Annotated in this window: 11 protein-coding genes; 8 read left to right on the plus strand and 3 right to left on the minus strand. The window is 69.6% G+C overall.

What is annotated here, in order from left to right:
- Positions 1 to 23 precede the first annotated feature (23 nt).
- Complete coding sequence (locus EAH86_RS20905; protein ID WP_140736974.1) at positions 24 to 3,695, plus strand: M6 family metalloprotease domain-containing protein; 3,672 nt, start codon at positions 24 to 26, stop codon at positions 3,693 to 3,695.
- 275 nt (positions 3,696 to 3,970) lie between these two features.
- On the opposite strand, the gene EAH86_RS02200 is transcribed toward EAH86_RS20905, so the two are convergent.
- A complete protein-coding gene (locus EAH86_RS02200; protein ID WP_194150726.1) occupies positions 3,971 to 5,431 on the minus strand; it encodes a S8 family serine peptidase in 1,461 nt (486 codons plus the stop codon).
- A 246-nt stretch (positions 5,432 to 5,677) separates the two neighbouring features.
- On the opposite strand from EAH86_RS02200, the gene EAH86_RS02205 reads away from it, so the two are divergent.
- Genes EAH86_RS02205 through EAH86_RS02215 form a run of 3 tightly spaced genes read left to right on the plus strand, consistent with a single transcriptional unit; the run spans position 5,678 to position 8,351 of the window.
- Positions 5,678 to 6,865: a cysteine desulfurase family protein gene (locus tag EAH86_RS02205; RefSeq protein WP_140736975.1), complete on the plus strand. Its 1,188-nt coding sequence runs from the start codon at positions 5,678 to 5,680 to the stop codon at positions 6,863 to 6,865.
- On the plus strand, positions 6,865 to 7,950 hold the full coding sequence (mnmA, locus tag EAH86_RS02210) for a tRNA 2-thiouridine(34) synthase MnmA (RefSeq protein WP_140736976.1): 1,086 nt from the start codon (positions 6,865 to 6,867) through the stop codon (positions 7,948 to 7,950). Before EAH86_RS02205 ends, mnmA begins: the two co-directional genes overlap by 1 nt.
- Positions 7,951 to 7,955: 5 nt before the next feature.
- Complete coding sequence (locus tag EAH86_RS02215; protein WP_140736977.1) at positions 7,956 to 8,351, plus strand: MmcQ/YjbR family DNA-binding protein; 396 nt, start codon at positions 7,956 to 7,958, stop codon at positions 8,349 to 8,351.
- Positions 8,352 to 8,452: 101 nt separating this feature from the next.
- On the opposite strand, the gene EAH86_RS20745 is transcribed toward EAH86_RS02215, so the two are convergent.
- A complete protein-coding gene (locus EAH86_RS20745) occupies positions 8,453 to 8,767 on the minus strand; it encodes a hypothetical protein (protein WP_241668137.1) in 315 nt (104 codons plus the stop codon).
- A gap of 814 nt (positions 8,768 to 9,581) precedes the next feature.
- Between EAH86_RS20745 and EAH86_RS02225 the strand changes: the two genes are divergently transcribed.
- Both EAH86_RS02225 and EAH86_RS20150 read left to right on the plus strand, forming a co-directional pair.
- Positions 9,582 to 10,127 carry a hypothetical protein gene (locus EAH86_RS02225; RefSeq protein ID WP_140736979.1) on the plus strand — a complete coding sequence of 182 codons (546 nt, stop codon included), beginning with the start codon at positions 9,582 to 9,584 and terminating at the stop codon, positions 10,125 to 10,127.
- Positions 10,128 to 10,272: 145 nt separating this feature from the next.
- On the plus strand, positions 10,273 to 10,548 hold the full coding sequence (locus EAH86_RS20150; protein WP_161988548.1) for a hypothetical protein: 276 nt from the start codon (positions 10,273 to 10,275) through the stop codon (positions 10,546 to 10,548).
- 19 nt (positions 10,549 to 10,567) lie between these two features.
- On the opposite strand, the gene EAH86_RS02235 is transcribed toward EAH86_RS20150, so the two are convergent.
- Positions 10,568 to 10,936: a YciI family protein gene (locus EAH86_RS02235; protein WP_140736980.1), complete on the minus strand. Its 369-nt coding sequence runs from the start codon at positions 10,934 to 10,936 to the stop codon at positions 10,568 to 10,570.
- 152 nt (positions 10,937 to 11,088) lie between these two features.
- On the opposite strand from EAH86_RS02235, the gene EAH86_RS02240 reads away from it, so the two are divergent.
- Both EAH86_RS02240 and EAH86_RS02245 read left to right on the plus strand, forming a co-directional pair.
- Positions 11,089 to 11,676: a DUF6529 family protein gene (locus tag EAH86_RS02240; protein WP_140736981.1), complete on the plus strand. Its 588-nt coding sequence runs from the start codon at positions 11,089 to 11,091 to the stop codon at positions 11,674 to 11,676.
- A gap of 92 nt (positions 11,677 to 11,768) precedes the next feature.
- Positions 11,769 to 12,014 (plus strand): hypothetical protein, encoded by a 246-nt coding sequence (locus EAH86_RS02245; RefSeq protein ID WP_140736982.1) that lies wholly within the window; start codon positions 11,769 to 11,771, stop codon positions 12,012 to 12,014.
- The last annotated feature ends 110 nt before the right edge of the window (positions 12,015 to 12,124 follow it).

A 12,124-nucleotide genomic window follows, 5' to 3' on the forward strand; every position in this document is an offset into this window, starting at 1 on the left:
CGTGACGGCACGAGGAGGCCGTCATGCAGGCACGGCGAGTCATCACCATCGGGGCTGCGCTGGCCGCAGGGCTGCTCTCGGTGCCGATCGGCCTGCCGGCAGCCGCCGCGCCCCCTCCGTCACCACACGGTCCGCGACCCCAGAGTGTTCGCAACCTGCCGGTGGCCGACGTGCGGGGCGCCCCGGTCGACACGAGCCCGCGGGTCCTGACGCAACCGGACGGCACCGCTCTCACCGTCCGAGCGGTCGGCGACGGCGTCAGCCACGGGGTGGAGACACTGGACGGCTACGCCGTCGTCCAGACGCCCACGGGCCGGTGGGAGTACGCAGCCGGCCGCGCCGCGAACGGCAAGCTCAAGCCGTCGGGCAAGGTGGTTGGCAGGGACCGTCCTGCCGTGGGGACTGCCAAGCACCAGCGGGACGTGGCAGCCACGCCGACCACGACCCTGGTGCCGGCGGCACTCAACACGGGCACGCAGCGCACCTTGGTCATCCTCGTGCAGTTCACCAACCAGGCGAGCGTCGGCAGCACCCCCGCCCAGTGGAGCGGGAAGTACTTCGGTCCGGGCAACAGTGTCCGGTCGTACTACCAGCAGGCCTCGGGAAACCAGCTCGACTTCGCACCCGCTGCCGAGTCCAGCGGAACGCCGAACGACGGCGTCGTCGGGTGGCTGACGCTGCCCTATGCGCACCCCAACTTCGGGGGGAACTTCGGCGCCGTGGTCAACGGGCTCCTTGTCGAGAAGCAGCTGACCAGGGACGCGATCCTGGCCGCCGACCCGTACGTCAACTTCGCCTCGTACGACACGAACGGCGATGGAAACCTGCAACCCTCGGAGCTGCACCTCACCGTGATCGTCGCGGGCTACGAGAGCAGTGTCTTCAACTCGTGCGGCCCGAGCGTCTGGGGTCACAAGAGCAACCTGTACGGCTCGTACACGCCCATGGTCGACAACGTCTGGGCGGGAAACCTGGGGTACACCCAGTTCGGTGAATGGCACCGCACCTGCAGCACGGCGACCTGGAACAACATGGCGACGATCGGGATCATGGCGCACGAGATCGGCCACGACCTCGGCTGGCCGGACCTCTACGACACCGTCCCCGGGGGAAACAACCCCGACTCGTCCGGGATCGGCGCGTGGAGTGTCATGTCGGGCGGTTCATGGGGGACCGTGCCGGGCCAGAACATCGGGGACAGTCCGGTGCTGCCGGATGCCTGGTCCCGCTCGTTCCAAGGCTGGGTGACGCCGACGCCGGTGGGTGCGAGCACGACCGTGATGCTCCGCTCCGCGTCCACGAGCCTTGATGCCGTGCGCCTGCGGGACAACCCCAACGGCGTCGACTGGGCGTACGGAGCCAGCGGCAGCGGGGAGTACTTCCTCGTGGAGAACCGACAACGGACCGGCTTCGACGCGGCCCTTCCCGGGTGCGGCCTCCTGGTGTGGCACGTCGACGAGACACGTCCGGGGGACAACAGCGCCAACTCGGACGAGCTGAGACGGCTGGTGGACCTCGAGCAGGCGGACGGTCTCAAGCAGCTCGACGCCCCTGGACAGGACGGGGACAGCGGCGACCCCTTCCCGGGCTCCACGCATAACCTGGCGTTCACCGGCGCGACCAACCCCGACAGCAACCTCTACAGCGGTGCAGGGTCCGGGGTCTCCATGTCGCTCACCAACCAGGCCTGCGCGCCGAGCATGAGCGCGACGGTGGCAGCCGTGGTCGGGACCGCACCCGAGAATGACGGATTTGCCACCGCGCAGGTGCTGCCGGGGTCGTCCGGCAACGTGACCGGGACCTCGGTGGGCGCGACGAAGGAGTCGGGTGAGCCGGACCATGCGGGCAACCCGGGTGGCGCGTCGGTCTGGTACTCGTGGACCGCGCCAACTTCGGGGAAGCTGACGCTGAGCTCGGCGGGGTCGAGCTTCGACACGTTGATGGGCGTCTACCAGGGGTCGACCGTCTCGGCACTGACGGAACGGGGATCGAACGACGACGAGAACCATGCGAGTGGTGTCGTCACGTCGCGGATTGCTGACCTGGCCGTGACCGGTGGGCAGGTCTACCGGATTGCGGTGGATGGGTTCAAGGACGGTGTCGCGGCGGCCGAGGCGGGCACGGTCAAGGTGGCCTGGTCGTTCGCAGCGACGCCTCCGGCGAACGACGCCTTCGCTGCCGCGCAGGTGTGGTCTGGGTCGTCGGGCAGCGTGACGGGGACGTCGCTGGGTGCGACGAAGGAGTCGGGTGAGCCGGACCATGCGGGCAACCCGGGTGGCGCATCGGTCTGGTACTCGTGGACCGCGCCATCTTCGGGGAAGCTGACGCTGAGCTCGGCGGGGTCGAGCTTCGACACGTTGATGGGGGTCTACCAGGGGACGAGTGTCTCGGCTCTGACCCTGCGGGCCTCCAACGACGACGAGGACAACGCCGGCGGGCTCTACACGTCGAAGGTGACGGATCTGGCGGTGACGGGAGGGCAGGCCTACCGGATCGCCGTCGATGGCTACCAGGAGGGTGCTGCGGCGGCCGAGGCGGGCGCGGTCAAGGTGGCCTGGTCGTTCGCGGCCACCCCGCCCGAGCCCAGCCACTTCACCCCCCTGACGCCGGCCCGGTTGCTGGACACGCGGTCTGGTGTCGGTGCGCCGAAGGCGGCGGTTGCTGCGGGTGGGACGGTGTCGTTGAAGGTGGCTGGGTTGGGCGGGGTGCCGGCCACTGGGGTGGGGGCGGTGGTCCTGAACGTGACGGTGGCACAACCGAGTGCGGCTGGTTTCGTGACGGTGTGGCCGGCGGGGGAGGGCCGTCCGGTGACGTCGAACCTCAACTTCGTGAAGGCTCGGACGGTGCCGAACCTGGTGGTGGTGAAGGTGGGTGCGGGTGGCTTCGTCGACCTGTACAACTCCAGTGGGAGCACCCAGCTGATCGCCGACGTCATGGGCTGGTTCCCCGAGGGCAGTGACTTCACGGGGGTCTCACCGACCCGCCTGCTCGACACCCGGTCAGGCAACGGGACGCCTCAGGGTCCGGTGCCGGGCGGCCAGGCTGTCTCCGTCGACGTCACCGGGCGTGGCGGGGTCCCAGCCACCGGGGTGGGTGCGGTGGTGCTCAACGTGACGGTGACCGGTCCGACGACCTCCGGCTACGTCACGGTCTGGCCGCACGTGCAGTCCAGGCCGGCGACCTCCAACCTGAACTTCTCGCCCGGCCAGACGGTGCCGAACCTCGTCATTGTCAAGGTCGGTCCGGACGGACTGGTGGACCTGTTCAACAGTGCCGGTCAGACGCACCTCCTGGCCGACGTCATGGGGTGGTTCCCCGACGGCAGCGAGTTCACCGGCCTGACGCCGGCCCGGTTGCTGGACACGCGGTCTGGTGTCGGTGCGCCGAAGGCGGCGGTTGCTGCGGGTGGGACGGTGTCGTTGAAGGTGGCTGGGTTGGGCGGGGTGCCGGCCACTGGGGTGGGGGCGGTGGTCCTGAACGTGACGGTGGCACAACCGAGTGCGGCTGGTTTCGTGACGGTGTGGCCGGCGGGGGAGGGCCGTCCGGTGACGTCGAACCTCAACTTCGTGAAGGCTCAGACGGTGCCGAATCTGGTGGTGGTGAAGGTGGGTGCGGGTGGCTTCGTCGACCTGTACAACTCCAGTGGGAGCACCCAGCTGATCGCCGACGTCATGGGCTGGTTCCCCACCCCGTAGCCGACGCGTTGCTGCCGGGCGGAGTCAGCCGGCCACACGGCATACGCCGGTGTGTGCACAGAGGTTGGGCTTGGTGGGCAGAGATCAGCTCTCTGCGCACCTTGGCTGGGCTCTGTGCACAGAGGCTGGACAGGCGCCCGGACACCCAGAACGCCTCGGACCACAGGGGGTGGTCCGAGGCGTTCCGCCGGTCCGGCGCCGTGCGCACGCTGGAACCGGTGAAGCCCCCGGGACCCCCTCACAGGGCCCGGGGACTTCGTACCGTCCGCTGGCTGCTAGCGGACGGCGTTGGCGGCGGCGACGACGTCGACCAGGCCGTGGCCCTTGTCGAAGCTCGTCGTGCCGTTGGTGCCGGCTTCGTAGGCCGCACCGTTGGTGTACTTGTACGCCGTGGTCTCCAGGGCCGCCTCGATCTGCGCCGGGGTGGCGTTCGGGTTGGCCTGGAACAGCTGCGCGACGATGCCCGAGATGTGTGGGGTGGCCATCGAGGTGCCGCTGATCGTGTTGTAGTCGCCGTTCTCCTTAGGGTCGAGCCCAGAGGAGCAGATCGGCAGGTAGATGCGGCACGAGCTGGTGATGTCCTCACCGGGCGCCGAGATGTCCGGGTAGGTCGACTGGTCGCCGGCCTTGCCGCGGCTGGAGAAGGTCGAGACGGTGCCGTCACGGGTGCCGGTGTTCTGGTCGAAGAACGAGGCGACCGAGAGGATGCCGGGGGTCGGGTCCATGCCGGGGGGGTTGGACAGCGAGGTGGAGCCGTCGCCACCGTCGTTGCCGTTGGCCCAGACCGTGACGACGCCCTCCTTGACGAGCTCGCGCTGGATCTTGACCGTCGCCGAGTTCGGGTCGAACGCGCCACCACCGGTGGGGCCGTAGGAGTTCGACGTCACCTTGATCGGCGGGCAGGTGCTCGCCGGGACGCCCGCGCCACAGGGGGCGTTGTGGTTCTCGAGCACCCAGTTGAGCGCCGCGTCGGCGCCGATGATGAACAGCACCGCTCCGGTGCTGATGCTGACCAGGCTCGAGCCGGGTGCAGCACCGTGCATCTTGGTGCCGTCCGACAGGGTGACGTCGCGCCCGGCGACGATCCCGTTGACGTGCATGCCGTGTCCGCCACCAGAGAGCAGGTCGGTGTTGAGCGACCCCGCATCGACCGGTGCGCAGGTGCTCTCGGTGAGCGGCTCACACACCATCTTGAGGTTCTTGACGACGGCGGAGGTGCCGTCGGCGTTCTGCAGGAAGGGGTGGGTGGGGTCGACACCCGAGTCGATGACGGCGACCGAGACGCCCTTGCCGTCGAGGGCCGAGCCGTTGGCGCCGGTCAGGGTGCTGCGTGCCTCGGAGCCGCGGGTGGCGGTGTTGGAGGTGGACAGCAGCATCTCGATGGGCTGGTTGCCCTCGACGTAGGTCACGCCGGGCTGCGCGCGGACGGCCTGCACCTGGGCCGGGAGACCCGTGGCGACGACGACGCCGATCTTGTCGAACGTGGTCACCTTGCGCAGACCGCTGGCCTGGACGGCGTTGGTGGCGGCTGCGGTGTCGGTCCCGTGCACGAGGACGGTGGTCGGGGTGGCGGCCTTGAGCACGCCCAGCTGGGAGGCCAGCCAGGGCTGGACCGGCGCGAGCGCCTTGCCGGAAGACAGCAGACCTGCGGAGGCAGGGGTGGCGAGGGCCATGGCGGCGAGGGCGGCGGCTGCCGCTGTCGCGACGACGACCCGGGTTCTCTTCACGGTGTGCATTGACTTCCCTTCGTGACTGACCAGCTACGGCGATGGTCGGTATGCCGTGCTCAACGAGGGGAATCGGGTGCGGTTACGCCGCGGTAGGTAAAAGGACGGTCAGTTTCTGCGGCTCCTTCCCCGGGCTCGCTCAGCGGACGGACGGCTCGGGCGGCCGGCTCAGCGGGGCGCCACGGCAGGGCCACGAGATGGCCCCTGGCCATCCTCGGACAGAAGGTTGGGCAGTTGACGCGTAAACTTTCGCCGGTGACCGCCTACCTCGACCATGCCGCCACCACGCCGATGCTGCCGTCGGCCATGGCGGCCCTGGCCGACCAGCTGGCGATCACCGGAAACGCGTCCTCGCTGCACACCGCAGGCCGGATGGCCCGACGGGTCGTCGAGGAGTCACGCGAGCGGCTGGCCAAGGCCCTCGGGGCCCGGCCCTCCGAGGTGGTCTTCACCTCAGGGGGCACCGAGTCCGACAACTTGGCCGTCGCCGGGACGTTCGAGGCGAGGCGCGAGGCTGATCCCGGCCGCATCCGGATCGTGTGCAGCGCGATCGAGCACCACGCCGTCCTCGACTGCGTCGAGCACCTGGTCACCCACGATGGCGCCAAGGTCACCTGGGTCGAGCCCGACGCGCTGGGCTACATCACCGTCGAGGCGGTGCGCGCCGCGATCGAGGAGGATCCCGACTCCGTCGCCCTCGTCACAGTCATGTGGGCCAACAACGAGGTCGGGACGGTCCAGCCCGTGGAGGCGATCGCGGCTCTCGCCCATGAGTTCGGGGTGCCGTTCCACACCGATGCGGTCCAGGCAGCCGGCCACCTGCCGGTGAACTTCGCCGAGTCGGGCGCCGACCTGATGACGGTGACCGGCCACAAGGTGGGCGGTCCCCTGGGGGTCGGGGCGTTGTTCGTCCGTCGGGATGCTGTCCTGGTGGCACAGAGCTTTGGTGGGGGACAGGAGCGCCAGGTCCGCAGCGGGACGCTGGACGTCCCCGCGATCCGCTCGTTCGCGGTGGCCATGGAGGAGTCCGTCCGGACCATCCCTGTCGAGCCGACAAGGCTGATTGCCTTGCGGGACAGGCTGATCCGCTCCGCGATGGATCTCGGCTACGACATCACGCCGACGGGCGCATGGGAGGCCGGTGACGGCATACACCGCCTGCCCGGCAACGCCCACCTGCTCGTGCCGGGCTGCGAGGGTGACTCGCTGCTCTACCTCCTCGACGCAGCCGGAGTCGAGTGCTCGACCGGTTCGGCCTGCCAGGCCGGCGTTCCGCAGCCGTCGCACGTGCTGCTCGCGATGGGGATCCCGGAGGAGACCGCCAAGGGTGCGTTGCGCCTGACCTTGGGCCACACCTCCACCGACGCCGACGTCGACGCGGTCCTGGCTGCGCTGCCCGCGGCGATCGACCGCGCCCGGCGGGCCAGCGGATGGGCCGACTGATGCGGGTTGTCGCCGCGATGTCCGGCGGGGTCGACTCAGCCGTCGCCGCCGGCCGGATGCTCGACGCCGGGTACGAGGTGGTCGGGGTGCACCTCGCCCTGTCGCAGAGTGCCGCGACGCTGCGCGAGTCGGCCCGTGGCTGCTGCACGATCGAGGACGCCGGGGACGCCCGCCGGGTCGCCGACATGCTCGGAATCCCTTTCTACGTATGGGACATGGCCGAGCGGTTCAAGCGTGACGTGATGGAGGACTTCGTCGCGGAGTACTCCGCCGGGCGCACGCCGAACCCGTGTCTGCGCTGCAACGAGAAGATCAAGTTCTCCGCCCTGCTCGACAAGGCGGTGGCCCTGGGTGTCGACGCGGTCGCCACCGGCCACTACGCCCAGGTCGTGGAGCGCGACGACGGCGGGCGCGAGCTGCACCGGGCCGTCGACATGGCCAAGGACCAGTCCTACGTGCTGGGTGTGCTCGACGCCGACCAGCTGGACCGGGCGTTCTTCCCCCTGGGTGACACGGCGAAGCCGGAGATCCGTGCGGAGGCCAAGGAGCGCGGCTTCTACGTCGCGAGCAAGCCGGACTCGCACGACATCTGCTTCATCGCCGACGGCGACACTCGCGGCTGGCTCACCTCACGCCTGGGGGAGCAGCCCGGCGAGATCGTCGACGTGGAGTCGGGTGAGGTGGTGGGTGCCCACCAGGGTGCCTACTCCTACACCGTCGGTCAGCGACGTGGCCTCGGGCTCGACCGGTCGGTCATGGACGGTGACGCTCGCTACGTCGTGTCGGTGGACGCGGCCGCGAACCGAGTCATGATCGGCACGTCGGACCTGTTGGGCGTCAACGCAATTCGCGGCGACCACGCCAGGTGGTGCGGCCCCCCGCCTGAGGGCGTTGTCGAGGTGGGAGCCCAGGTGCGGGCCCACGGCGAGGAGGTTCCGGCTCAGGCGTGGGCCGAGGGCGACGACGTCGAAGTTCGGCTGTCCGGCCGTCTTCGTGGGGTCGCTCCCGGACAGTCGGTGGTCCTCTACGAGGGGACGCGTGTGGTCGGTTCGGCCACCATCGCGTCGACCTGGCTGGAGCGCTAGCCCGTATGCCGCGCGGGGAGATCCAGGACGGGTCGCCCTTGGCGCGGGTGCGGTCCCTGTGTCTGGCCTTCCCGGAGACCGAGCAGCGGGAGTCGCACGGCGAGCCGTGCTGGTTCGCCGGTGGCAAGAAGACGTTCGTGATGGCGGCCCAGGAGCACCACGACGACCGGACCGCCATCTGGGTGGCAGCACCCGAGGGTGTGCAGTCAGCGCTGGTGGCGGGGGAGCCGGGGCGCTACTTCCGGCCGCCCTACGTTGGTCATCGAGGCTGGGTCGGGGTCTTCCTGGACATCGAGACCATCGACTGGCCGCACGTCGAGGAGATCATCGAGGACGCCTGGCGCTGCGTCGCACCCAAGCGCCTGCTGGCGACCTTCGACGCCTCGACCGACAACACCTGAGCGTGCGCCCTTCGGACGCAGCTCCGGTTGACCGAGTGCGTCAGACACTGAGGGGGCCGGTCGCAGGACCGGCCCCCCGTTGAGATGTGTGTTGCGAGCGGTCAGCTGGCCGCGATGGAGACCGAAGCGGTCGAGAGGCTGCCACCGAGGATCCCCACGTAGGCGGACGAGCACGAGGGCCGGTTCGCCGTGACGTTCGGGATCGCCGCCGGCGAGTTGCAGCCCGGCTGGTTGACGGTCAGGGTCGCCGCGCCGAAGCCGGTCCTCGCCGTGATCGCCCACGCGTCACCGAGGGTGCCGATCAGCAGGATGCTGCCCGACGGACGCTGGAGGGTGACGTTGCACGTCGGCGTGCCCAGCATGACCGTCCCACCCGGCCAGTGCTGCGCGAAGTCACTGTCCTTGACGCCGGTCATGGTGTTCGTCAGGGTCGTGGACGAGCACGTGGGCGGTGGTGTCGCCCCACTGCACACCAGCGTGCCGGCCAACGAGAAGCCCGTCACGTTCTGCCCGGTCGGACAGGTCAGCCCGGCAAGTCCGGTGATTCCTGGCGCGCCTTGGGGTCCGGTTGCGCCGGCGGGCCCGGTTGCGCCGGCAGGTCCGGCAGGTCCGGCAGGCCCAGCAGGTCCGGTCGCACCGATGGGGCCAACGGGTCCGGCAGGTCCGGTCGCACCGATGGGGCCGACGGGTCCGGCAGGTCCGGTCGCACCGATGGGGCCGACGGGTCCGGCAGGTCCGGTCGGCCCCGCAGGTCCGGCAGGTCCAGCGGGTCCTTGGATTCCCGTCATGTTCCAGGAGATCGGGACCTCAGACTTGCGGCACGTCTGGTTGCGGACGAGCAGCCGCAGCATCCCTTGGTTCTTCTGGTAGCAGGCTTTGATGACGCCGGAGGCGGGCACGCTTTGGCCCGGTGGAGCCTTCGCGGCGACGGCTTGCGCGCCGGTCACGAGCAGGAAAGCGGAACCGATCACCGCCAGGGAGACTCGCCAGTTGGGTCGAGACATCGTGGATCCTTCCTGTCAGAAGGGTGCGTAGGCCCCGGCCCGTCGCCGGATGCGTTGCGTCGCCCGTGTTGGATGCTACTCAGCGTCGCACGGTGCACAATCGGTCCAAAGCCTAAGTTTGATGAACAGCGGTGCTGTTCATGGCTTTTCGCGGCGGTATGTCCTTGCTAGCCCGTTTTGCCGGATGCCAACGCCCGCAAGGTCGGGATGGTGAATGATCACGGGTATGGGCGTGCTCTTCGACTACTTCGCCGCCGCGTCCGACGAGGAAGCGGCCGCAGTGATCGACCTGCCAGGGGGACCAGCGTCGACGGCGGCGGCGCTACCAGGGAGCCCCGGGCCCAAGCGCGGGCTCTTCCGCCGGCGAGGTCAGACAACGGAGCCTGAGCCCTCGGCCGGCTCAGCCGTGACACCCCTCGACGCGGTGGCCGGCAGGGGCATCGACCCGGTGGTTCAGCTCGGCACGCTCGAGGAGCTGCTCACAGGTCGACCGTACGACGAGGTCGTTGCCGACCCGCGAAGCGGGCTGGACCTCGCCGTCAGGGATGGTGGCGAACGCCTCGTCCTGACGGTCACGGACTCACTGAGGGCGGCATTGGCGAACGCCAAGGACGACGCCCTGGAACGAGTCGCTGAACCCTGGTCCGGAACCGAGGAGTTCTGGGGTGCTGCTGATCCGGCCGAGCTGACAGTTTTCCTGAAGGACCTTGCTCGCCTGGCGACGCGAGCCCAGGACGCCGGCCAGCGGATCTACTGCTGGGTGTGCGTGTAGCACTCCGGGTCGCCTTGAGTGGGTTGATGATCACCCGATCGGGCATCCCCCGTTTGGCAGTGGAGTCCGGCTCATCACCCGATCGGCCAACGCCGCCATCCGGCGTTCAATGGGACGACCGACGACCTCTGCAAAGGCGGGCCCGATGTACCACTCGACAGACGACCAGTCCACCGACGCGGTTGCCGCCTGCACTGTCGACGCGGTCCATCGACGCGACCACCGCCACGAAGGTAAGGAGACCTGTCACCCCCACCTGATCGAGGTCGTCCACCTCGGCCCCCGAGCTGTCGCGGTGTGCCACGACTGTGGCCGAGACTCCGGCTTCCTTCCCGAGCGCGACGCCGACCAGCTGGCCTCCGCGCACCGCCACGAGACGGCCGCGGACGGGTACTCCCCATTCGCCTCGCGGGTCGCGTGAGCGCCCCTGACTGCTGAGCTCAGTCGCCCGGCGGCACCTGGAAGGCCCGGACCTCGATCCGACCGCCTAGGGCCTTCGACGCGCGGGCAGCCCAGCCAAGGGCGGCCTCCTCGTCGGCGACGTCGATCACCCAGAAGCCCCCCAGGTATTCGGGAGCCTCGACGAAGGGGCCGTTGACGGTGCTCAGCGACGATCCCGTGTTGTCGACGGTGATCGCGCTCGAGGGCGGCGTCAGCCCGCCGGCGAAGACGAAGGCGCCGCTCGAGGTCAGCTCCTCGATGATTACGCCGGTGGCAGCCAGCGCCGCCTCCAGCTCGGCCGGGTCCATGGTCTCCATGGTCGGCTCCTCGTCGGAGTCGTGCGGAACGGACAGCAGGTATTGGCTCATGCGTAGTAGGACCGTCGTCGACGCGAGAACTCATCGGCCGACCTCCGCCTCCGCGTTCGCGGGTCTCGTTCGCCCTCGGTGCCCTCGGTTGCGGGAGAGGTCGCCGGTGGGTTCCCCTCGCGGACGGGGCAGGGCAGGAGCATCCTGACCCCATGGGAGAGCACGCGCCGCCCAGGAGCATGGCCATCCCCCTGGCGGCCTTCGCCGCAGGAGCGGTCGTTGCGCTGCTCGTGGGGGTCTTCGGCAAGGTTCACGACGCCACCCTCGCGGGCACGACCACGCTCGGCTTCCGCACGGTCATCGGCATGAAGGTCGTGCTTTCCGTGGCGATCGGGGTGCTCGCCGTGTTCCAGCTCATCGGAGCGCTATGGATCTACGGCAAGCTCGGGCGCACGGCGCCGTCATGGCTCGGAACCGCGCACCGCACCTCGGGCGCGATCGCTGTCCTGCTCATCGTCGTGGTTGCCTACCACTGTCTTTGGGCGCTGGGCCTGGAGTCCGGGACCTTGCCGGACGGGGAGCCCGTGTCGACGCGAACCGTCGTGCACGGCCTCCTCGGCTGCGCCGTCATCGGTGCGTTGGTGGTCAAGGTGGTCGCAGTGCGGTCGAGGCGCGCACCCGGGTGGTTCCTGCCCGTGGCCGGCGGTCTGCTCTTCTCGGTCCTCATCGGGGCGGTGCTGACCTCGGCCGTCTGGTACCTCAGCGCCAAGGGCTGGCCGGCCTCCGGTGGGTACGGCTGAGTCCCTGTGCCGTCGCTGGTATCAACCGCGCGCCTGCTCCCTCCTGAGTAGAAAGGGTTGGGCGTCGTGCCCAGCCCAGGTTGGAGGTCGTCATGCGTGACGAATTCGCAGCCAGGGTCTCGAGCCTGGCGGTCGTCGTGGCAGCTCTCTCGACCCTGGGAGCAGTGATCTACCTGTCGGTGCGTGGCCAGCCGGTGAACGAGTACCTGGCCGGTCTGGCTGGCCTCACCGTCGGCGCCCTCCTGCCGTCCCCACTCACCTCGACCCGCACCGCCCCTCCGCGATCCGTGGAGGGACGCCACCGGGTGCCCCGCACCAGCGCCGACCTCGCGCGCTGAGGTCCGCAGCGCGGCATACCCGATGGGTTGGTTTGGCTGACCACCCGCCCCCCCGGTGTGTTGCGTTTCGCCCTCGGTGAACCCCGGAATCCCCGCGTGCCCACCGCTCG

The organism is Pedococcus bigeumensis, from assembly GCF_006438965.1.
Taxonomy (GTDB): Bacteria; Actinomycetota; Actinomycetes; order Actinomycetales; family Dermatophilaceae; genus Pedococcus; species Pedococcus bigeumensis_A.